The following is a 21,231-nucleotide window of genomic DNA, read 5'->3' as shown; positions in this document are numbered from 1 at the left end:
CAATAGCAAGCCATTAACTTTTATTTTAACTATTTTCGATATAATTGCCAAATATTATATAAAAGGAACTAGATGCAAGAGTTTTCTACTTTTGACATGATTGTTGTTGGGATTTCTGTAGTTTTAGGACTAAAAGGTCTATTTAAAGGTTTTATAAAAGAGGTATTTGGACTTGTTGGTATTATTGGAGGTATATTTATAGCTTCAAGAATGTCAGAAGTTGTAGGCGATCTTATTAAACCAATAATTGGAATACAGAGTAATGCAACTCTTTCACTTATAGGGTTTGTAGCTACTTTAATTGGATTTTGGATTTTAGTTTATATCCTAGGTACTGTTTTAAGTAAAATTACTGAAATGAGCGGATTAGGTGCAGTAAATAGACTGCTTGGGTTTATATTTGGTACAGCTAAAATATTTTTAATAATTTCTGTAATAGTTTATGCCCTATTTCAAATTGAATCATTCAAGTCAACATTAAATGAAAAGTTTTCTAAATCTTTAGTTTTTCCATATTTAGTAAAAACTGGTGGATTTATAGTTAAACTTGACACATCAAAATTCATGCCAACAAAGCAAGAAGAACCAGTAGTTGAAGAAAAGACTATAAAAGAAGATACAACAACTAAAGAAAAAGTTATTGAAAATGAAGTTTTAGAGAATACTACAACACCAAAAGCTCAAGAAAAAGAGACTTTAGGTGATAAAATCACTGAATCAACAAGTGAAGCTGTTCAAAAAGTAAAAGAAACAGCAAGTGAAATAATAAAAGATACACTTACAAAACCGGCAGAAGAAAAATAAAGGATTTAAATATTGTTTGAAAATAAATATATACAACAAAGAATTGAAAAAGCAAAAAACTTAAGAGAACTTGGAGTAAATCCATATGCCAATGAATCAAAAAGAAATACTACTATTACCAAATATTTAAATGTAAATAGTGATGTTTTCCAAAAAGAAGATAAAAGAGATGAAAAAAGACACTATATAGTAGCTGGAAGAATTAAATTTTTCAGACTTATGGGAAAAGCCTCTTTTTTAAAAATAGAAGATGAAAGTGGTATTTTACAAATTTATGTATCAAGAGATAATTTACCAGAAGGGTTTTACAACAATATATTTAAAAAGAATATTGAAGTTGGTGATATAATTGAAGTGGGTGGATATCCCTTTGTTACAGGAAAAGGAGAGTTATCACTACATGTTGATGATGTACAAATCCTCACAAAATCGATTTCTCCATTACCAGAAAAATATCATGGTATTCAAGATAAAGAGCTAAGATATAGACAAAGATATTTAGACTTGATTATGAATAGTGAAGTGAGAAAAACTTTTCATATTAGAAGTAAAGTTGTAAGTTTAACAAGAAGATTCTTTGAATCAAAAGGATTTTTAGAAGTAGAGACACCTATGATGCACCCAATTGCAGGTGGAGCTAATGCTAAACCATTTACAACACATCACAATGCACTAGGCGTTGATAGATTCTTAAGAATTGCACCTGAATTGTATTTAAAAAGGTTGATTGTTGGTGGTTTTGAAGCTGTATTTGAAATAAACAGAAACTTTAGAAATGAAGGAATGGATGCAACACATAACCCTGAATTTACTTCTATTGAGTTTTATTGGGCTTATAAAACATACAAAGACCTAATAGCTATTACAAAAGAGTATTTTGAGTATCTGTTTGAGCATTTGGATTTACCTACAGTATTGCCTTATGGAGATAATGAAATTGATTTTAATCAGTTTTCAGAGATTCCTTTAATCCAATCACTTTATGAAATAGGAGAAGTTCCACAAGAGATTGTCGAAGATAGAGAAAAAATTATTGCATTTATGAAAAAAGAGAATTTAGAAGTAAATGAAAATATGAATTTAGGTCAACTTCAAGGCGAACTTTTTGATGAATATGTTGAAGAGAAATTAATTAACCCAACATTTATCACTGAATATCCAGTTGAGATTTCTCCTTTAGCTAGAAGAAATGATGAGAAGTTACACTTAACAGATAGATTTGAGCTTTTTATTGCAGGAAAAGAGATTGCAAATGCATTTTCTGAGTTAAATGACCCAATTGACCAACTTGAAAGATTTGAAAGTCAAATGGCAGCAAAAGATGGTGGAGATGATGAAGCACATGAGATGGATGAAGACTTTGTAAATGCTTTATCTTATGGTATGGCTCCAACTGCTGGGCAAGGTATAGGAATAGATAGACTTGTAATGATGTTAACAAATCAACACACTATTAGAGATGTATTGCTATTTCCAGCAATGAAACCAATTAAGCATGAAATAGATTTGCATGCAGATGAGGAGAATTAAAAAAAGTGATAAATTCACTTTTTTTAATTCGAGTAAAAACATTAAACAAAATCAGGAGAATTAAAAATGAGTTATATTAGTAATAAAAGTTTAAAAGAAGCAGATAAAGAAATTTTTGACATAATTGAAAATGAATTAGAAAGACAAACTCATCACTTAGAAATGATTGCTAGTGAAAACTTTACAAGCCCAGCAGTAATGCAAACTATGGGTTCAGTATTTACAAATAAATATGCAGAAGGTTATCCATATAAAAGATATTATGGAGGGTGTGAATTTGCAGACCAAGCAGAACAATTAGCCATAGATAGAGCTTGTAAAATTTTTGGTTGTAACTATGCAAATGTTCAACCACACGCAGGAAGCCAAGCAAATGGTGCTGTTTATGCTGCATTAATAAAAGCTGGAGATAAAATCTTAGGTATGGATTTATCACATGGTGGACACTTAACTCATGGTTCTAAACCATCTTTCTCTGGAAAAAATTATCAAGCATTTTATTATGGTGTTGAACTAGATGGTAGAATCAACTATGATAAAGTTATGGAAATAGCAAAAATAACAATGCCAAAAATTATTGTTTGTGGGGCTAGTGCATATGCTAGAGAAATAGATTTTGCAAAGTTTAGAGAAATAGCTGATGCAGTTGGAGCAATTTTATTTGCTGATATTGCACATATTGCAGGTCTTGTTGCAGCTGGTGAACATCCATCACCTTTCCCTTATGCAGATGTTGTTACAACAACAACACACAAAACACTAAGAGGACCAAGAGGTGGTATGATTATGTGCAATGATGAAGATATTGCTAAAAAAATCAATTCAGCGATTTTCCCAGGATTACAAGGTGGACCTTTAGTTCATGTAATGGCTGCAAAAGCTGTTGCATTTAAAGAAATACTTGACCCTTCATGGAAAGATTATGCAAAGCAAGTTAAAGCAAATGCTAAAGTTTTAGCTGATGTATTAATGAAAAGAGGATATGATATCGTTAGTGATGGTACAGATAACCATTTAATCTTAGTATCATTTTTAAATAAACCTTTTAGTGGTAAAGATGCAGATGCTGCTTTAGGAAATGCTGGGATTACTGTAAATAAAAATACAGTTCCAGGAGAAACTAGAAGTCCATTTGTAACAAGTGGTGTTAGAATAGGAAGTCCTGCACTTACAAGTAGAGGGATGAAAGAAAAAGAGTTTGAAATAATTGCAAACAAAATTTGTGATATTTTAGATGATATAGAAAATACAGATTTACAAGCAAAAGTTAATAAAGAGTTAGAAGAGCTAGCTAAAGATTTTGTTATTTATACTAGTTCAACATATTAATAAACAATAAAAAGGCTTATTATGGAAATAAAAGGCGAAGACTTTATAAAAAATGTTCAAATAAAAAGAGAACAAACAGAATTGGAAGAGAGATTAATGGAACTTGAATCGCAAGCTAGAAATGTAAACCCAACATCTAGTAACCCATATGAACAAAACAATCCTTACGCAAGTAATGATAACTTTACTTATGAAGAAGAAGTTAATAAAACAGAATCTGAATTAGATGATATTCTTTTAGGAGCAAATAACTCTTCACAAAATAAAGATAATAAGAAAAAATATATTATCTTAGGATTGGTTCTTGCAGTTTTATTCTTAATTACAATTATAATCTTTCGCCTTTTAGATAATGAGTCTAATATAGATGATTCATTAGCAGAAAATAAAGAGACTATTCCCCAAGATAAACAACTAGGTGACAATATTGAGCAACAGTATCAAAAGATAGTAAATGAAAAACTAAAAAGTATTGAAGCTTTAAATAAAAAGACAGAAGAAGAGAAAAAAGAGATTAGTGAAGCTATGAACTTAAATAATATTCAAAAAGAAGAAAAAAAGGTTGTCTTACCTGAAACTTCAACTAAAGATATTCAAAAAGCTCAAGAGTTAAAAAAAGATATTTTTAATGTAGAGGCAGAAAAAGCTGAAAAACCAAAACAAATAGTTAAAAAAGCAACTCCAAAGCCTGCACCTAAACCTGTTGTTAAAAAAGAAGTAAAAAAACCAGCTGTTAATACTAGCTTTAAAAATGCTAGTTCGAGTAAGCCTAGTGGAACTTTTATTCAAGTGGGAGCTTTTTCAAAGAATATTGATAAAGAGTATATGGACAACCTGAGAAATAGCAGACTTAATTATCAGCTTTATAAAGTAGATGTAAAAGGAACTACATTTACAAAAGTATTAGTAGGTCCTTATAACTCTAGAAATGATGCAGTAAATAACATGAATAGTGTAAAAGCTAAATTGAATATCAAAAGTGCTTTTATTTTAAAATTATAAAAAAGGTTCTAATATATGCAAATTTTTTCTAAAGAACTTTTTTTAGACCAATTTACGCCCGTATCAATTTATAAAAAAGTAAAAGAAATCTATAAAGATGAAATTACTTTTTTATTTGAAAGTACCATAAACTCTAGCGATGGAAACTACTCTTATATTATAATTGGTGCACGGGAGAGAGTATGGCACGAAGGCTCAAAAACCTTTTTTAGAAATGAACTAAATGAAGTAAAAGAAGTAGCTTCAAATCCACTAAAGTTTTTAAAAGAGTATTACAAACAGTTTGATAAAGAGTTCTATAAAGAAAAATCTTTAGAGTTAGGTATTGGTCTAATTGATGGTTTTATAGGAAATGTTGGTTATGATATTGGAAAAGAGTTTGAGCCTGTATTAAAGCCATATATGGATAACTTGGAAGATGAACTTAATATCCCTGATTTAGATTTAATACGTCCTAAAATAATTTTAGGATTTTCACATAAAACTTCTAAACTAGTACTTCTTACTTCTTTAGAAAAATGTAAAGATGACTTAAACTTAATAGAAAAAGAACTTTTTACCCCTTATGATTTTTTACCCCTTAAAAAAGCCAAACTTTTAGATGAAGGAAAATTCAACTATACAAAAGAACAGTTTTTTGACATGGTAGAGAAATCAAAAGAGATGGTAAGAAGTGGAGATGTTTTTCAAATACTTATGTCAAATAGATTTACTCAAAAAGCCGTTGTAGATCATTTGAGTTTTTATAGAGCATTAAGAAGTAAAAACCCAAGTCCTTATCTTTATTTATTAGAATATGAAGACTTTTCAATAGCAGGAAGTTCACCAGAAGTTATGGTAAGACTTGTTGATGGACACATTCTTTTACGTCCAATAGCAGGTACTAGAAAAAGAGGAAGAACCATCGATAAAGACTTAGAGATGGAAAAAGAACTTCTTAGTGATCCTAAAGAAAGAGCAGAACATATCATGCTTATAGATTTAGGAAGAAATGATGTAGGAAGATGTGCAAAACCTGGAACTGTAAAAGTTACTGATTTAATGAGAATAGAGAGATACTCTCATGTTATGCATATAGTTTCAGATGTTGAAGCAATCATCGATGAAAAGTATGATATGTTTGACCTTTTTGCAGCAACTTTTACAGCAGGAACTATGACTGGAGCTCCTAAAATAAGAGCTATGGAATTAATCGCAAAGTTTGAAGGAATAAAGCGAAATTTTTATTCTGGAAGTATTGCATACTTTGGTTTTGATGGAAATATGGATAGTGCAATTACAATTAGAACTACAATGCTAACTGATGATAAAGTAATCTTCCAAGCAGGTGCAGGAGTCGTAGCTGATTCAGTTCCTGAACTTGAATACCTAGAAGTACAGAATAAACTTGCAGCAAATATTGCTACGCTAAAGGATTTGGCGTAAAACTTTAAAAGATTTATCTTAATTAATATTGGATATGATGTTATTACAAAATTATAACCATATTTAAAGGATAAACTTTGCTACTTGGCGTAAATATAGACCACATTGCAGTTTTAAGAGAAGCTAGAAGAATAAATGACCCAAATCCCCTTGACTCACTTGGAATTTGTAAATTAGCAGGTGCAGACCAAATCACTATTCATCTAAGAGAAGATAGACGTCATATACATGACAGTGATGCAAAAAATATTATTAACTTATCAACTCTACCTGTAAACCTAGAGTGTTCAATCAATGAAAAAATCATAGAAATTGCATGTAAATTTAAACCCTCTCGTGTAACACTAGTTCCTGAAAATAGAGAAGAAGTTACAACAGAAGGTGGCTTAGACTTAAAATCTAACTTTGAAAAAATACAAAATGCAATTAAAAAACTTCATGAGAATGAGATTGAAGTTTCCCTTTTTATAGATCCAACAAAAGATATGATTGAGCTATCAGAGCAACTTCAAGTTGAATGGATAGAGCTTCATACTGGAACATTTGCAAACATATATGCAATGCTTCATGGAAATTTAATCAATACACATCACAGTATAAAAGAGTTAGAACTATCACGGGAAGAGTTAAAAAAACTTTTAACAAAATCAAGAAAAGAGATAAAAAAAGCTGCTCTTTTAGCAGATGATTTAAACATAAAAGTAGCTGCTGGGCATGGACTAAATTATCAAAATGTTACTATGATATCAAGAATTAAACAAATACGTGAATTAAATATCGGACAAAGTATAATTGCAAGATCTGTTTTTACAGGTCTTAAAGATGCAATCATTGATATGAAAAATCTTATTAAGGAATAGTATGAAGAAAATTGCTGTATCTATTGGAGACCTTAATGGAGTTGGTTTACAAATAGCCCTTGAAGCACATAAAAAAATCAAAAAAATTTGTACTCCTGTTTATTGTATAAATAAAGATTTATTAAAAGAAGGTGCAAAGTTATTAAACATAGATGTTCCAGAAGATTTTGAGATTGAAAAAGTAAAAGGCAAATTTTCTATTAAACCAGGTACTGTAACAAAAGATGCAGGTGCTTATTCTTTTGACTCTTTTACCACAGCAATAAAACTAGCTTCAAAGAAAAAAGTAGATGCAATTGTAACTCTACCTATAAACAAAGAGTCTTGGAACAAAGCAGACGTTCATTATAAAGGTCATACAGAAGTTCTAAGGGACTATTTTGATAAAGATGCAATTATGATGCTTGGATGTCCTAAGATGTTTGTAGCTCTTTACACAGAACATATAGCCTTCAGAAAAGTTGCAAAAAAGATTGAAGAAGAAAAAATAACAAAATTTTTACTTGATTTTTATAAAAATGTTAAGCAATCAAATATTGCAGTTCTTGGACTTAATCCCCATGCAAGTGACAATGGTGTATTAGGAGATGAAGAGGTTGAAATTATAAAAGCTATTAAAAATGCAAATAAAGAACTTGGTAAAAAAAATTTCAAAGGTCCGCTAGTACCTGATACTGCTTTTTCTCCTATGAATAGAAAAAACTATAAGTACTATGTTTGTATGTACCATGATCAAGGATTAATCCCCCTAAAAGCCTTATATTTTGAACAAAGTATAAATGTAAGTCTAAATATTCCAATTATACGAACTTCTGTTGATCATGGAACAGCATTTGACATAGCTTATAAAAATGCAAATGTATCTTTAAAAAGCTACATTAATGCAGTAAAAGAAGCTATTAATCTAAGTAAATAACAAATGAAAATCTTAGACTCTTGTTATGAGCTTGAATTCAATAAAATAAACTTTCAAGAGAGAAAAAACAAAATAACACATCCTAAAACAATAGTTTGTGGGCCACCTAAAACAGGGAAAAGTTACCTAATTTATGACTACTTATCTAACTTTGAAAGTGAAGATTATTTATATATTAATTTAGATGATTTTAGAAATCAAAAAGATGAAATAATTCTTTTTTTAGATGATTTTATAAAAGAGAAAAAAATCAAAGTTTTAGTTTTAGAAAGCTTTGATTTTGATTTTGAGATTCCTATTATGCAAAGTGTTTTAATTACAACAACAAACTATAAAAAACTTTTTGGATTTAAAACTATATTTGTACATGGTCTAGATTTTGAAGAGTTTTTACTGCATGATAACAAACACCAAAATACAATTGCATCTTTTAATCATTTTTTCAAATATGGTAATTTGCCTGAAATGATAGCAATAGATGAAAACAAAAAATTTAATAGATTGCAAGAGATTATTAAACTTTTTTGTAAAGATAAAACAGAGATTGAGGTTTTAAAACTCCTGTTTTCATCAATTGATGAAAATAAATCTATAAATCAGCTTTTTACTATACTTAAAAAAAGTATAAAGATTTCAAAAGATAGGTTTTATGAACTTTGTAAATTTTATGAAGCAAATCAATTGATATTTTTTTTAAAAAAGTTCAATCATGAAAAATCAACAAAAAAAATATATGCCTACAACCACTCCTTTTTAAGTTCAATCTCCCACAATAAGAAATTTAAAAATGAGTTTACAAATATGATTTTTTTACATCTTCAAAAAGAGTACAAAAATATATATTACCTAGATAAAATTGACTTTTATATCGAAGATAACAAAAGTTTAGTTTTATCAATTGCTTTTTTTAATAGTATGCTTCATGGTGCAATTATTAAAAAAGTTCACAGTATAATTGATGAATTAAATATTGTACAAGTTTATATTATAACAGCAGGAAATAGTGATACATTAAGCTACAAAAAAACAGAAATCACTATTTTACCCTTTTATGAATGGGCTGTTCAATAATTCATTTAAAAGAGTATTTAGTTTAATTTAGATAAAATCCAAAAATTATATTAAGGATACATACCTATGAAAAAAAGAGTACTTGTTAAGTTTTCGGGTGAAGCTTTAGCTGGTAGCGATGGATATGGTATTGATACAAAAATACTTGATTACATCGCAGATGAAATAAAAGAGTTGATTGATAACGATATAGAAGTTGGTATTGTTATTGGTGGAGGAAATATCATTAGAGGTGTAACAGCCGCTGCTGATGGTGTTATTAAAAGAACTAGTGCAGACTATATGGGTATGTTAGCAACTGTAGTAAACGGTATTGCTATGCAAGAAGCACTAGAACATAAAGGTTTAAATGCAAGATTACAAACTGCTATTAAAATGGAACAAATTGCTGAACCATTTATTGTAAGAAAAGCAAAAAGACACTTAGAAAAAGGAAGAGTAGTTATTTTCAGTGCAGGTACTGGAAATCCATTTTTTACAACTGATACAGCAGCAACACTTAGAGCTACTGAGATTGGCGCATCTATGTTAATCAAAGCAACTAAAGTTGATGGTGTTTATGATAAAGATCCAAATAAATATGAGGATGCACTTAAATTAGATACAATATCATATGATAGAGCGTTAGAAGACTCAATAAAAGTTATGGATGATACTGCAATTGCTCTTGCAAAAGATAATAAACTTCCAATAGTTGTTGCAGATATGTATACAAAAGGTAATTTACTTAAAATCATCAACGGTGATTTAAGTCAATGTTCAATAGTAAAATAAATAAAGGAATAGTATGAGATTAGAAGAGAGATTATCACAAGCATTAAAAAGAGTAAACAATGATAGATATATCCTTTCATTGGCAGTTGGTCAAAGAGCTGATGAATTAAGTAAAGGTGCAAAACCACTTTTAGACAAAAATACACAACATATGAAATATACAGATATTGCCATTGACGAAATTGGTCAAGGACTATTAAATATTGAAGGTTTAGTAACTAAATAATTAATATGGATCCATATATTAATAAAATTCAGCGTATAAACACTATTGATAGTGCTTATGCTGAATTAGACTCCCAAATTGAAATAACCCCCAAATTAAAAGATATTGTTGATTTTACAATTCAAGCCCATGAAGGTCAATTTAGAAAAAGTGGTGAGCCTTATGCTGTACATCCACTTTTAGTTGCCTGTATTACTGCCCACTTCTCAGCAGAAGAGACTATTGTATCAGCTGCTCTACTTCATGATGTTGTAGAAGATACAAAATATGACTTGGAGTTTGTAAAAGAGAAATGGGGAGAAGATATTGCCCATGTTGTTGATGGACTTACAAAAATTGATGAGATAAGAGAGCATGAGTTACTACCCTCTAGTTCAGATAAAAAACTTATAACCTCTGCACTATCTTTTAGAAAAATGCTAATTGCATCAATTGATGACCCAAGAGTTTTAGTTGTTAAACTTTGTGATAGACTTCACAATATGCTTACACTTTCAGCTTTACCTGAAAATAAACAGTTTAGAATAGCAGAAGAGACTTTAGTTGTTTATGTTCCTATTGCACATAGACTTGGTATCTCTACCATTAAAAATGAGCTTGAAGATTTAGGATTTTTTTATATTTATCCCCAAGAGTATAAAAAAATTGATGATTTTATGAAAGAGCATCAACAAACCATACAAGTAAGCTTCAATGAATTTATATCATCAACAAAAATTCTTTTAGAAAAGAATGGTTATGATGATAGTAAAATTAAAATATATACAAGGGTTAAACACTACTACTCAATCTACATGAAGATGCAAAGAAAAGGTGTAACTATTGACGAAGTCTTAGACTTAATGGCTATTAGAATTCTTGTTGATAAAGAGATTGATTGTTATAAAGTTTTAGGACATATACATTTAGAGTATAAACCTTTAATCTCAAGATTTAAAGATTATGTGGCAACACCTAAAGAAAATGGTTATCAAACTATTCACTCAACAGTTTTTTACAACTCTAAGATTCATGAAGTTCAAATTAGAACATATGATATGCATAAAGTTGCTGAGTTTGGAATTGCAGCACATTGGAAATATAAAAGTGGGGCAAAACATTCTCCTAATTTAAATTGGTTAAAAGCCTTAGAGTACTCAAATGAAAATATTGAAGAGTTCTATAGTGAAGCTAAAGAAAACCTCTATTCAGAAGATATGGTAATCTATTCTCCAAGGGGAGATACCTTTACCCTTCCTCGAAATGCAACTGCTTATGATTATGCGTATATGATTCATACAGATGTGGGAAATAGGGCTGTTGATTGTTATATAAATAAAGTGAGAAAGCCACTATTAACATCACTTCAAAGTAGTGATATAGTATCAATAAATACTACAGACCATAATATTCCAAGATGTTCTTGGATTGAAATGGTTACAACAAATAGAGCAAAAAAACAGATTAAAATATTATGTGCACAAAGAGAAAAAGAGATAAATGAGTGCAGTGGTAAAAATATATTAAATACAATCTTTATAAAATATAAATCTAATATTGTAGATTTATATAAAGTCGAACACCTACATAGAGTCCCATTATTATTGGATTTTTTAAAGCATACAAAAAGATTACTTGAAAAAAAGATTCAAGAAAATATGAACTTTGTTGCAAGGTTTAAAATGCCTACAACTAAGCTAAAAGAGTATAAGTTTGAAAATATTCTTTTTTATTCAAATAGTTCAATTAACACTATCTCTTTTGAGCACTGTTGTCATCCAAAGTTTGGAGATGATATTGTTGCTTTTAAAGAGGGAAATAAAGCTATACTTCATCACAAAATGTGTGATAAAGCCTACAAAAAAATAAAAACTGAAAAGCAGATGCTTTTTTGTAAATGGATGGATAATAAACTCTACCAATATAAAATGGTAGTGAGTTTACCAAATACAAAAGGTGAATTAGCAAAACTTTTAACTTATATGAGCCAATATGAAGGTTATATATTATCAGTTAGTTATGGTAGAGAATCACATAGTTATATTCAATATTGTGATATTGAATTTGAGATTAATAAAAAAAACAGAGATGAAGTTCGTAAATTAATAGAACAAAAAGTAAAGGTTATAGAGTTTTTTTCAAAAAAAGATGCATATAACAAAAACTAAATTTTTATTTAATAAATAAAAAGTATAATAAGCGATTATTTAAAGAGGGATTATGGAAAACAAAATAAAAGAAGCACTATTAGAAATTCAAAGAGGAAGCTTTGAAATAATTGATATTGAGTCAATTGAAAAATTATTAAAAAATTATTATGAAAAAGGTGAAAACTTCTATGTAAAAGCTGGATTTGATCCAACTGCGCCAGATTTACACCTTGGACACACAGTTCTTCTTCAAAAATTATCAGTTTTCCAAAAATTTGGAGGAATTGTTCAATTCTTAATTGGAGATTTTACTGCAAGTATTGGTGACCCAACAGGTAAAAGTGAAACTAGAAAAATATTATCAAAACAACAAGTTTTAGATAATGCTCAAAGTTATAAAGAACAAGTTTTTAAAATATTAGATGAGAGTAAAACCCAAGTAGTCTTTAATTCAAATTGGCTAAATGATTTAGGAGCAGCTGGACTAATTGCTCTTGCTTCAAACTTAACAGTTGCCCGAATGTTAGAACGAGATGATTTTTCTAAAAGATATGCCTCAAATGCACCAATTGCAGTAAGTGAATTTACATATCCCCTACTTCAAGGTTATGATTCTGTTTATTTAAAATCAGATATAGAGCTTGGAGGAACTGATCAAAAATTTAATCTTTTGATGGGTAGAACTTTACAAAAAGCGTATAATACAGAAAAACAACAAGCTGTTTTAATGATGCCAATTCTAGAAGGTCTTGACGGAGTTCAAAAGATGTCAAAATCCTTAAACAATTATATTGGTGTAACTGATGAAGCTAATAATATGTTTGGAAAAGTATTATCTATATCAGATGAACTTATGTGGAGATATTTTGAACTTTTATCATCTAAATCATTAAAAGAAATAGAAGAGTTAAAAACAGGTGTGGAAGATGGAACGATGCATCCAAAGCTTGTAAAAGATTCATTAGCTATTGAAATTGTAGATAGGTTTCATGGAATTGGGGAAGGATTAAAAGCTCAAGAAGAGTTTAAAAAAGTTTTTGCAAAAAAAGATATCCCTACAGATATAGAAGAGTTTGAATTTAATGATGGTACTTGGATTTGCCAAGCATTAGTTGACTCAAAGTTAGTTAATTCAACTTCACAAGCTAGACGAGATGTTAAAGCAGGTGCAGTTAAAATTAATCAAGAAAAAATAAGCGATGATAAACTAAATTTATCAAAGGGTGAATATATTTTACAAAAAGGTAAAAAAAGTTTCGCTAAGATAATAATAAAATAAAGGGCTAATTTTGAAAATAGGTAAATATGAAATAAAACATCCAATTATCCAAGGTGGTATGGGTGTTGGTATAAGCTGGGACAAATTAGCAGGAACAGTAAGTTTAGAAGGTGGACTTGGAGTAATATCAGCTGTTGGTACAGGATATTATAAAGATAATCAAGATCTTGCTATTAAAATGAAAAAAGAAAAACCAGTAGATGTTATGAACTTCTATAGTAAAGATGCCCTTAAAAAAATCATTAGTAATGCAAGGAAAATCTGTGGTGATGCACCACTTGCTTGTAATATATTATATGCATGTAATGATTATGGAAGAATCGTTGAAGATGCATGTGAAGCAGGTGTAGATATTATAATTACAGGTGCTGGTATTCCAACAAACATGCCAGAGTTTACAAAAGATTATCCAGATGTTGCACTTATTCCAATTGTATCAAGTGCAAGAGCCTTAAAACTTATATGTAAAAAATGGAAAAGATATAACAAACTTCCAGATGCAGTAATAGTAGAAGGTCCATTAAGTGGTGGGCATCAAGGATTCTCTTATGAACAATGTTTCCAAGAAGAGTTCCAATTAGAAAATATTGTGCCTCCTGTTATTGAAGAAGCAAAAAATTGGGGCAATCCTCCAATTATTGCAGCTGGAGGAATTTGGGATAAAAATGATATTGATAAATATCTAGACATGGGTTGTGCAGGTGTTCAAATGGCAACAAGATTTATAGGAACTTTTGAATGTGATGCAGATGTAAATATGAAAAATGTTTTAATTCAATCAAAATCTGAAGATATTAAACTAATGAAATCTCCTGTTGGACTTCCAGCACGTGGTGTTCAAACAAACTTACAAAAATCTATGCTAGAAGGTACTGCTCCAAAAGTAGTATGTATTTCAAACTGTGTGGCTCCATGTCACAGAGGTGTTGAAGCAAAAGCAGTTGGATACTGTATTGCAGATAGACTTGGTGCTGCTTATCAAGGTGATGTAGAAACTGGATTGTTTTTTACAGGTTCAAATGGATATAAAATTAATAAAATAATATCAGTTCATGAACTTATGGAAAAATTGACAAAAGGGGAATAAAATTTTAATCAAATTTATTCTTCTAATTTTCTTATCATATAATTTATTTGCTACGTCTTCTGAGTTAACTACAAAATTTAATTCAGCAAAGATGAACTATTTAAGAGCTGTATTAAATAGTGACCAAAAGAATGAAAAAAAACACTTACAAGATTTAGTCAAAATTGGCAAAAAACTCAATAAAAACACAGCAACATATGAAAAAGAACTTAAAAAACTAGCTTCAAGTAATAAACCAATTCAAAAGATTGACAAAGTTCAAAAAATCGCTAAAATTAAAAAAGTTAAACCATCAAAAAAGAAGCCAAAATATAAGAACTCTACTTATAATATTGACAATGTATTTGTTAAAGACAATCAGATTATTATTGATTTTAAACATTATCTTAAAAAAGATTATATTAAATTTATAGAAGAAAAAAGAGGAAATAAGTATTTAGATATTTTTGATTTTAAAGGTAGATTCAAAGATGCATCTCCTACAATATTAAAAATGAATGGTATAGATAGAATTAAGATTTTTCAATACAAATATCGAAAACTAAGAATAGAACTTATACATAGAAAAAATCTAAAAACAATATATATTATAGGCAAAAAAAGAATAATCATTAAAGTTCTTGATTTAAAAAAGAGTAAATCAAATGTTACTCCTGTAAAAACATTATTAAATAAAAATAAAGTAATTGTTATAGATTCTGGACATGGAGGGAAAGATTCAGGTGCGGTAGGATCTAAAAAGAGATATGAGAAGAATACTGTATTCACTATTAGTAAATATTTATATAGTGATTTAAAAAAAAGAGGCTACAAAGTTTATCTTACAAGAAATAAAGATAGATTTATTCAAGTGAAAAATAGAACAGTTTTAGCCAATAGAAAAAAAGCAGATATCTTTATATCAATACATGCAAATGCAGCACCAAAATCAGTAAGAAAAAAAGCAAGAGGTATTGAAACATATTTCTTAAGTCCTGCAAGAAGTGCTAGGGCAAAAAGAGTTGCTGCCTTAGAAAATAGTTCAGATATGAATGCAATGAACAATAACTCTCAAAACAGCTTTCTAACAATCTTAAACCAAAGTAAGATTACTTCTAGCCAAAAACTAGGTATTGATGTACAACAGCATCTTCTATATAGTGCAAGAAAAAAATATAAAGATGTAGTTGATGGTGGAGTTAGAGAGGGACCATTTTGGGTTCTAGTAGGAGCTCAAATGCCCTCAATTCTTGTAGAAGTTGGTTATATAACACATAAAGTAGAGGGAAGAAGACTTTTTGAAAAAAGCTATCAAAAAATATTAGCTAAAGGTATTGCTGATGGAATTGATGCTTATTTTGCAAAAAATCAGTAATATTATCTATTAGTCTTATCTGTTTAGTTCTTATATTTGGTAATTTAAATATAGAAAAAAACTTCACTTTTGAGTTTTCCCAAGATAAATTATTATCTAAAAGTCTATCTTCTAAAAAATACTCATTTAAATTTTCTACTTTGTTAGCATTTACTAGCCATACGCCAATATCTTTTTCTAAATTAACTTGGTCAAAATATTCTTCAAAATCTGAAATCTCAACTTTAATGTTACTCTCTTCAAAGAACTCTCTTTTTGCACACTCGTGTGCAGTTTCATTACTACACTTCACACCTTTAAGACAGCCCCACTTATTAAAACTCTTTACAGACTTACACAATAATATTTTTATATCATTATCTTCAATTCTGTACAAACACACACCATAAGCATACTTTTTTGACATTATTTATAACCTATTTTTTTGTTTATCAAAATATACGTAATAATATACCATAAAATAATTGGTAAAAGAATAGAAAACTCTGGATTTAATACCCCTGAAGATGAAAATTTATGTAGCATAAAAAATATCCCCCATATAACTAATGTTGAAGCAATGGATAAAGAGGTAAACTTCCCAATATTGAAAAATCTACTATTAAATGAAGTATATGAAAATATTAAAATTATCAAAGGTATAAAATATAGTGGTGCAACAATCTCATAATATAGTGAAGCCCTTATTTTATCAGTATTAACATCTTGGTCATTTAAAAGTATTAATGCGGATATGGCATCTAATATTGAAAAAGATGATGTTGATTCATAAACATTATCTAAAATTTTAGGTTTAAAGCCTTCAAGGGTATATAAAAACTTTTCATGATGTATCTCAATTTTAGAGCTATTCCAATCTATTGTTTTTGGTTTCTTTGTAATTTTTGCATCTATAACATACCATCTATTATTTTGAAAATATGCTTTTTTAGCAACAATACCCTCTTCTATATCGTCATCTACAACCTTATAAATATGTATATCCTCAGCATATTTTTGCAAGGGATATAACTTTTTAAAATAGACAAAGTAATCATTATACTTAACAAAAATATCACTCTTTGAATTTGTAAAATATGTCCCTTTTAAAATCTTTGAAGTATAATCATATGAATAAGCAAGAGGTGTAGTTTGAAGTCCTATTAACAAAATAACTAATATCATAGATACTCTTACAACAGGCATAAAAATTTGTCTATGCCCTACTCCTAAAGATAAGGAGGCAACCATTTCATTTGTTTTAACCATTATTACAATTGTAATAATCCAACCAAAAACTAAAGATAAAGGCAGAGTAAGTGTAAGTGTAAAAAAGCTGTTATATAGCATATACAATAGTTGTAAGTTTGCTGAATTTGGAAGTTCATCATAATTTTGCAAGAAGTCAATTCCCACAAAAAATATTTCTAAAGATACTAAAACTATGACAAAATTTCTAATAAATTTTTGTAGTAAATATTTTGTTATTATTCTCATCTATTTCATTGTAAATTTGGATTTTACTTCATTCATAGAATCAATTTTTAATGACTCTATAGCTTTGATAGTATGAGAGATTATACCTTCTAGTTTATTTAATTCTTCTTTTGAAAAGTCTGATAACACATAATTGGCAACATCCTCTTTAGATTCTGGTTTTCCTATTCCTATTCGTATCCTAATATACATATTTCCAATATGAGAATCTATTGATCTTAAACCGTTATGTCCACCATGTCCACCACCTATTTTAAATTTAACAGCACCAAAAGGTAAATCTAAATCATCATGGATAACAATAATATCATCTAGGCTTAGCTTATAATACTCTTTTATAGCATGGACTGATTGTCCAGAGTTATTCATATAAGTTGTTGGTTTTACTAAAAGTTCATTTGGTGATTTTAAAACATCTGCATTGAAGTTTGATTTATTTATATTTGAAGTTGTAAGGTTTTTAGCTATCTCATCGATAACTAAAAAACCTACATTGTGGCGATTGTTTTCATATTTAGTCCCTGGATTACCAAGTCCTACTATTAAAAACATAATTTTACTACTTAGCTTTAATTACACCAACGATTGGTACTCTTGGATCTAAGTAACAAGTTACACCTTCTGGCATCGTAAGATCTCTTACTAAAACGTTATCACCAGTATCTAAATCAGCAATTTCAATATGGAAATTTTCTGGTAAGTTTTCAATTGCACATTTTACTGCAACTCTTTTTTTATGGAAAACAAAAAGACCTTTGTTTTTTAAACCTTTTGGAGTTCCCTCAACAGTTACTGGCACAGTATAGTTAGTTTTTACACCTGGTAATGCCATCATTAAATCTACATGTAATAATTCAGAAGTAATAGGTGCCTTTTGGTACTCTTTTACAACTACTTTACAAGTAGTATCTCCAACTTTTACATCAAATGCAATTGTTGTTTTGTTTTTTAAGAATCTGATAAAATCATTTCTTTTAAATGCAGCATTGATGTTCTCAACACCTTTTCCATAAATATTAGCTAAAATGTAACCATCTCTTTTTAGTTGTTTAGCATTTTGCTTAGTTATACTATCTCTTACGATACCCTCTAACATTTTAATTCCTTATTTTAATTTAAAGTTGGGGATTATACTAAAAATTAATTTAAACTAAGTTTAAGTTGGATTCTATTTTTTTAAGTTTTTTAGATAATAGTATATAGACTTGATTTCATCATTTGTTAAAAAATATGAGGGCATAATATTTGAACTTCCTCTTTTTGTAGTTAAAACATCTACAAAATTTTCAAAAGGCACATTATTAATAGCTGGAGAGTTTAAAGTTTTAATCTCATTTTTTTTATTTTTATATTTTGCGATAATTACACTTTTATCACCTTTGCCATGGCATTTATTACACCCTATTCCCCTTGGGTTTTCATATAACATTGCACCATATTCATAATCAGTAATAAAAGAGTTATTTATAATATCTTTTGCAAAACATACATTATAAAATAAAAGTAAAATTGCAAAAACTACTATTCTCAAACTTAACCTTTGTGTAAATTCTTTTTGGGTATTATAGCAAGCTAAAATTAAAACAGTTATAAGGTAACTAGAATGGTTATATTAGATGGTAAGGCATTATCAGCAAAAATAAAAGAAGAAGTAAGAGTTGAAGTAGCAGAACTTGTAAAAAATGAGCAAATCACCCCAGGACTTGCAGTTATTTTAGTGGGAAATGACCCCGCTAGTTCTACTTATGTAAATAGCAAACACAAATCATGTGAGACAGCAGGTATATATTCAGAAGTTCATACAAAAGATGAATCAATAACTCAAGAAGAGTTATTAGCTTTAATTGAAGATATGAACAACAACCCAAAACTTGATGGTATCTTGGTGCAATTACCACTTCCAAAACATATTGATACAACAACAGTTTTAGAAGCTATTAATCCTCTAAAAGATGTAGATGGTTTCCATCCATACAATGTAGGAAGAATGGTTTCAAATTTAGATTCATTTTTACCAGCAACTCCTTTTGGTGTAATGAGAATGTTTGAAGAGTATGGAATTGAATTAAGCGGTAAGAATGCAGTAGTTATTGGAAGTAGCGATATTGTTGGTAAACCAATGGCCTCTTTACTTATAAACGCAAAAGCCACAGTTACTGTTTGTAATTCACGAACAAAAGATTTAAAAGCTCATACAAAAGAAGCTGATATTGTAGTGATTGCTGTAGGTGTGCCACATCTTCTAAAAGCTGACATGATAAAAGATGACGCAGTTGTTATTGATGTTGGTATCAATAGACTTGATACTGGTAAATTAACAGGTGATGCTGATTTTGAAGATTGTAAAGACAAATGTTCTTTTATCACACCAGTTCCTGGTGGAGTTGGACCTATGACTATTGGAATGTTATTAAAAAATACTCTAAAAGCTGCAAAATTAAGACAGAAAAGAGAAAGTAATTAATGTTAAGAAAACTATACAACTGGTCTAGTTCTTGGACTGGTACGATTATAATTGTTTTGAGTATTATATTTTTTGTTGCTCAGGCTTTTGTAATTCCAAGTGGAAGTATGAAAAACACACTTTTGATAGGAGATATGCTTTTTGTAAAGAAATTCTCTTATGGTATCCCAACACCAAGACTTCCTTGGCTTGAGGTAAAAGTACTTCCTGACTTTAATGACAATGGACATCTAATAAGTGCACAGGGACCTAGTCGTGGTGATATAGTTGTTTTTAGATATCCAAAAGAAGAGACAATTCATTATGTAAAAAGATGTGTAGCAGTTGGTGGAGATATTGTTGCTTTACAAGATAAACATCTTTTTTTACATCCTAAAGAGGGAAATGAATATGTAAAGAAAAACTTTGTAGGCTATCACGTAACAGATGTAAATGGAAAACTATTTGTAATGGATCCTTATAAAAAAGATCATCCAGGTATTCATAATGACCCAGCAATTACAAGAATTGGTACTCCTTTTAGACAATTATTTGATATGAATCCAATCAAAATACCTGAAGATGAATACTTTATGATGGGTGATAATAGAGACCACTCAAATGACTCTAGATTTTGGGGAACTGTTCCATATAAATATATAGTTGGAACTCCTTGGTTTATCTATTTTTCTTGGGACAAAAACTATGAAGTTAGATGGGATAGAGTTTTTAGAACAATTGAAAGCATAGAAAAAGAGATGGAAGGCAAAGAGCTTAAAATCAATCACGAAAAAGGAATTTATTAATGAAATATTTTATTGGAGCAGATCACGCTGGTATTGATATAAAAACCTATGTGAAAGAGCTTTTTGAAGCAAGAGGTCATGAAGTTATAGATTTAGGGCCACAAAACAAAGATAGAGTTGATTATCCTGATTTTGCAGCAAAAGTTTGTAAAGAAGTTTTAGCAAATGAAGGTTCAAAAGGTATTTTAATTTGTGGTTCAGGAATTGGCATGAGTATGGCTGCAAATAAATTTGATGGAATTAGAGCAGCCCTTTGTCATAATGAATACTCTGCGCAAATGGCAAGAGAACACAATGATGCGAATGTAATCTGCCTTGGTGAAAGAGTTAGTGGACCAGGTATGGTTGAAGCTATAGTTGAAACTTGGGACAAAGCAAGCTTCCAAGGTGGAAGACATGAAGGAAGAGTTAAAAAAATCAATAATCTTTTTGGTAGCTGTAGAGCATAAGGAAAATTCTAACAAAGATTTTCCCAAACCTTTTCCTTGGAACTATTTTAAAATAGCTAAAGAGTAAAGTCTATAATAATTTTTTCTTTTAAGCACAAAATATAAGCAACAAATTTTTATCAATCTCTATTTTTGAAATTATACATCAAATATAAAAAAGATTTTTCTAAGTGCCTATTTATCAATATTATGGGATAATCAAAACAAAAATAAAGAGTCAAATATGCACGAACCTTGGGTAGCTTACGTAGTAGTTGGGACAGTTGTTACA

The 21,231-nt window shown here is 29.3% G+C and carries 22 protein-coding genes; 17 read left to right on the top strand and 5 right to left on the bottom strand.

What is annotated here, in order from left to right:
• The first annotated feature begins 72 nt into the window (after positions 1 to 72).
• From ACNI28_RS10710 to ACNI28_RS10645, 14 genes are all read left to right on the top strand, one after another.
• Positions 73 to 804 carry a CvpA family protein gene (locus tag ACNI28_RS10710; RefSeq protein ID WP_419764240.1) on the top strand — a complete coding sequence of 244 codons (732 nt, stop codon included), beginning with the start codon at positions 73 to 75 and terminating at the stop codon, positions 802 to 804.
• Positions 805 to 813: 9 nt separating this feature from the next.
• Positions 814 to 2,334 carry a lysine--tRNA ligase gene (gene lysS / locus ACNI28_RS10705; protein ID WP_419766471.1) on the top strand — a complete coding sequence of 507 codons (1,521 nt, stop codon included), beginning with the start codon at positions 814 to 816 and terminating at the stop codon, positions 2,332 to 2,334.
• Positions 2,335 to 2,400: 66 nt separating this feature from the next.
• Positions 2,401 to 3,663, top strand: a complete 1,263-nt coding sequence (locus ACNI28_RS10700; protein WP_419764239.1) for a serine hydroxymethyltransferase — start codon at positions 2,401 to 2,403, stop codon at positions 3,661 to 3,663.
• Between the two features lie 21 nt (positions 3,664 to 3,684).
• Entirely contained in the window at positions 3,685 to 4,665 is a 981-nt protein-coding gene (locus ACNI28_RS10695) for an SPOR domain-containing protein (protein ID WP_419764238.1), read from the top strand.
• 15 nt (positions 4,666 to 4,680) lie between these two features.
• On the top strand, positions 4,681 to 6,090 hold the full coding sequence (locus tag ACNI28_RS10690) for an anthranilate synthase component I family protein (protein ID WP_419764237.1): 1,410 nt from the start codon (positions 4,681 to 4,683) through the stop codon (positions 6,088 to 6,090).
• A 77-nt stretch (positions 6,091 to 6,167) separates the two neighbouring features.
• Positions 6,168 to 6,950: a pyridoxine 5'-phosphate synthase gene (locus tag ACNI28_RS10685; RefSeq protein ID WP_419764236.1), complete on the top strand. Its 783-nt coding sequence runs from the start codon at positions 6,168 to 6,170 to the stop codon at positions 6,948 to 6,950.
• A 1-nt stretch (position 6,951) separates the two neighbouring features.
• Positions 6,952 to 7,866 (top strand): 4-hydroxythreonine-4-phosphate dehydrogenase, encoded by a 915-nt coding sequence (gene pdxA, locus ACNI28_RS10680; RefSeq protein ID WP_419764235.1) that lies wholly within the window; start codon positions 6,952 to 6,954, stop codon positions 7,864 to 7,866.
• A 3-nt stretch (positions 7,867 to 7,869) separates the two neighbouring features.
• The gene (locus ACNI28_RS10675; RefSeq protein ID WP_419764234.1) at positions 7,870 to 8,937 is read left to right on the top strand and encodes an ATP-binding protein; all 1,068 of its coding nucleotides are present in this window, start codon (positions 7,870 to 7,872) and stop codon (positions 8,935 to 8,937) included.
• 66 nt (positions 8,938 to 9,003) lie between these two features.
• A complete protein-coding gene (gene pyrH / locus ACNI28_RS10670; RefSeq protein WP_419764233.1) occupies positions 9,004 to 9,711 on the top strand; it encodes a UMP kinase in 708 nt (235 codons plus the stop codon).
• A gap of 13 nt (positions 9,712 to 9,724) precedes the next feature.
• Positions 9,725 to 9,937, top strand: a complete 213-nt coding sequence (locus ACNI28_RS10665; RefSeq protein WP_419764232.1) for a DNA-directed RNA polymerase subunit omega — start codon at positions 9,725 to 9,727, stop codon at positions 9,935 to 9,937.
• A gap of 5 nt (positions 9,938 to 9,942) precedes the next feature.
• A complete protein-coding gene (locus tag ACNI28_RS10660; protein ID WP_419764231.1) occupies positions 9,943 to 12,084 on the top strand; it encodes a RelA/SpoT family protein in 2,142 nt (713 codons plus the stop codon).
• Positions 12,085 to 12,136: 52 nt separating this feature from the next.
• Entirely contained in the window at positions 12,137 to 13,345 is a 1,209-nt protein-coding gene (tyrS, locus tag ACNI28_RS10655; protein WP_419764230.1) for a tyrosine--tRNA ligase, read from the top strand.
• 10 nt (positions 13,346 to 13,355) lie between these two features.
• On the top strand, positions 13,356 to 14,432 hold the full coding sequence (locus ACNI28_RS10650) for a nitronate monooxygenase (RefSeq protein WP_419764229.1): 1,077 nt from the start codon (positions 13,356 to 13,358) through the stop codon (positions 14,430 to 14,432).
• 91 nt (positions 14,433 to 14,523) lie between these two features.
• Positions 14,524 to 15,786 (top strand): N-acetylmuramoyl-L-alanine amidase family protein, encoded by a 1,263-nt coding sequence (locus ACNI28_RS10645; RefSeq protein ID WP_419764228.1) that lies wholly within the window; start codon positions 14,524 to 14,526, stop codon positions 15,784 to 15,786.
• Here the strand turns inward: ACNI28_RS10645 and ACNI28_RS10640 are convergent.
• From ACNI28_RS10640 to ACNI28_RS10620, 5 genes are all read right to left on the bottom strand, one after another.
• Positions 15,737 to 16,192 carry an NUDIX domain-containing protein gene (locus ACNI28_RS10640; RefSeq protein ID WP_419764227.1) on the bottom strand — a complete coding sequence of 152 codons (456 nt, stop codon included), beginning with the start codon at positions 16,190 to 16,192 and terminating at the stop codon, positions 15,737 to 15,739. The genes ACNI28_RS10645 and ACNI28_RS10640 overlap by 50 nt on opposite strands.
• Complete coding sequence (locus ACNI28_RS10635; RefSeq protein WP_419764226.1) at positions 16,192 to 17,262, bottom strand: LptF/LptG family permease; 1,071 nt, start codon at positions 17,260 to 17,262, stop codon at positions 16,192 to 16,194. Before ACNI28_RS10635 ends, ACNI28_RS10640 begins: the two co-directional genes overlap by 1 nt.
• Entirely contained in the window at positions 17,263 to 17,814 is a 552-nt protein-coding gene (pth, locus tag ACNI28_RS10630) for an aminoacyl-tRNA hydrolase (RefSeq protein WP_419764225.1), read from the bottom strand. It abuts the gene before it with no gap.
• A gap of 7 nt (positions 17,815 to 17,821) precedes the next feature.
• Positions 17,822 to 18,358 carry a 50S ribosomal protein L25/general stress protein Ctc gene (locus ACNI28_RS10625; RefSeq protein ID WP_419764224.1) on the bottom strand — a complete coding sequence of 179 codons (537 nt, stop codon included), beginning with the start codon at positions 18,356 to 18,358 and terminating at the stop codon, positions 17,822 to 17,824.
• A gap of 72 nt (positions 18,359 to 18,430) precedes the next feature.
• Positions 18,431 to 18,793 carry a c-type cytochrome gene (locus ACNI28_RS10620; RefSeq protein WP_419764223.1) on the bottom strand — a complete coding sequence of 121 codons (363 nt, stop codon included), beginning with the start codon at positions 18,791 to 18,793 and terminating at the stop codon, positions 18,431 to 18,433.
• Positions 18,794 to 18,865: 72 nt separating this feature from the next.
• Here ACNI28_RS10620 and folD point away from each other — a divergent pair, with 72 nt between their 5' ends.
• From folD to rpiB, 3 genes are read left to right on the top strand one after another with little or no spacing between them, the layout of a single operon-like run.
• Positions 18,866 to 19,726: a bifunctional methylenetetrahydrofolate dehydrogenase/methenyltetrahydrofolate cyclohydrolase FolD gene (gene folD / locus ACNI28_RS10615; RefSeq protein ID WP_419764222.1), complete on the top strand. Its 861-nt coding sequence runs from the start codon at positions 18,866 to 18,868 to the stop codon at positions 19,724 to 19,726.
• Complete coding sequence (lepB, locus tag ACNI28_RS10610; RefSeq protein WP_419764221.1) at positions 19,726 to 20,511, top strand: signal peptidase I; 786 nt, start codon at positions 19,726 to 19,728, stop codon at positions 20,509 to 20,511. The genes folD and lepB overlap by 1 nt, the downstream gene beginning before the upstream one ends.
• Positions 20,511 to 20,960, top strand: coding sequence for a ribose 5-phosphate isomerase B (gene rpiB, locus ACNI28_RS10605; protein ID WP_419764220.1), 450 nt, complete (start codon positions 20,511 to 20,513; stop codon positions 20,958 to 20,960). Before lepB ends, rpiB begins: the two co-directional genes overlap by 1 nt.
• The last annotated feature ends 271 nt before the right edge of the window (positions 20,961 to 21,231 follow it).

Origin of the sequence: Arcobacter denitrificans (SeqCode) (assembly GCF_048571185.1) — a bacterium.
GTDB classification, from domain to species: Bacteria; Campylobacterota; Campylobacteria; order Campylobacterales; family Arcobacteraceae; genus Arcobacter; species Arcobacter denitrificans.
Note: the sequence above shows the minus strand (reverse complement) of the source record. Positions and strands in the feature narration are given on the sequence as shown.

Bases quoted from the DNA above. Each gene is read 5' to 3' on its own strand.
- ACNI28_RS10710 (WP_419764240.1), top strand. From the start codon at position 73: ATGCAAGAGTTTTCTACTTTTGACATGATTGTTGTTGGGATTTCTGTA.
- ACNI28_RS10700 (WP_419764239.1), top strand. From the start codon at position 2,401: ATGAGTTATATTAGTAATAAAAGTTTAAAAGAAGCAGATAAAGAAATT.
- ACNI28_RS10695 (WP_419764238.1), top strand. From the start codon at position 3,685: ATGGAAATAAAAGGCGAAGACTTTATAAAAAATGTTCAAATAAAAAGA.
- ACNI28_RS10690 (WP_419764237.1), top strand. From the start codon at position 4,681: ATGCAAATTTTTTCTAAAGAACTTTTTTTAGACCAATTTACGCCCGTA.
- pdxA (WP_419764235.1), top strand. From the start codon at position 6,952: ATGAAGAAAATTGCTGTATCTATTGGAGACCTTAATGGAGTTGGTTTA.
- ACNI28_RS10675 (WP_419764234.1), top strand. From the start codon at position 7,870: ATGAAAATCTTAGACTCTTGTTATGAGCTTGAATTCAATAAAATAAAC.
- pyrH (WP_419764233.1), top strand. From the start codon at position 9,004: ATGAAAAAAAGAGTACTTGTTAAGTTTTCGGGTGAAGCTTTAGCTGGT.
- ACNI28_RS10665 (WP_419764232.1), top strand. From the start codon at position 9,725: ATGAGATTAGAAGAGAGATTATCACAAGCATTAAAAAGAGTAAACAAT.
- ACNI28_RS10660 (WP_419764231.1), top strand. From the start codon at position 9,943: ATGGATCCATATATTAATAAAATTCAGCGTATAAACACTATTGATAGT.
- tyrS (WP_419764230.1), top strand. From the start codon at position 12,137: ATGGAAAACAAAATAAAAGAAGCACTATTAGAAATTCAAAGAGGAAGC.
- ACNI28_RS10645 (WP_419764228.1), top strand. From the start codon at position 14,524: ATGAACTATTTAAGAGCTGTATTAAATAGTGACCAAAAGAATGAAAAA.
- ACNI28_RS10640 (WP_419764227.1), bottom strand. From the start codon at position 16,192: ATGTCAAAAAAGTATGCTTATGGTGTGTGTTTGTACAGAATTGAAGAT.
- ACNI28_RS10635 (WP_419764226.1), bottom strand. From the start codon at position 17,262: ATGAGAATAATAACAAAATATTTACTACAAAAATTTATTAGAAATTTT.
- pth (WP_419764225.1), bottom strand. From the start codon at position 17,814: ATGTTTTTAATAGTAGGACTTGGTAATCCAGGGACTAAATATGAAAAC.
- ACNI28_RS10625 (WP_419764224.1), bottom strand. From the start codon at position 18,358: ATGTTAGAGGGTATCGTAAGAGATAGTATAACTAAGCAAAATGCTAAA.
- folD (WP_419764222.1), top strand. From the start codon at position 18,866: ATGGTTATATTAGATGGTAAGGCATTATCAGCAAAAATAAAAGAAGAA.
- lepB (WP_419764221.1), top strand. From the start codon at position 19,726: ATGTTAAGAAAACTATACAACTGGTCTAGTTCTTGGACTGGTACGATT.
- rpiB (WP_419764220.1), top strand. From the start codon at position 20,511: ATGAAATATTTTATTGGAGCAGATCACGCTGGTATTGATATAAAAACC.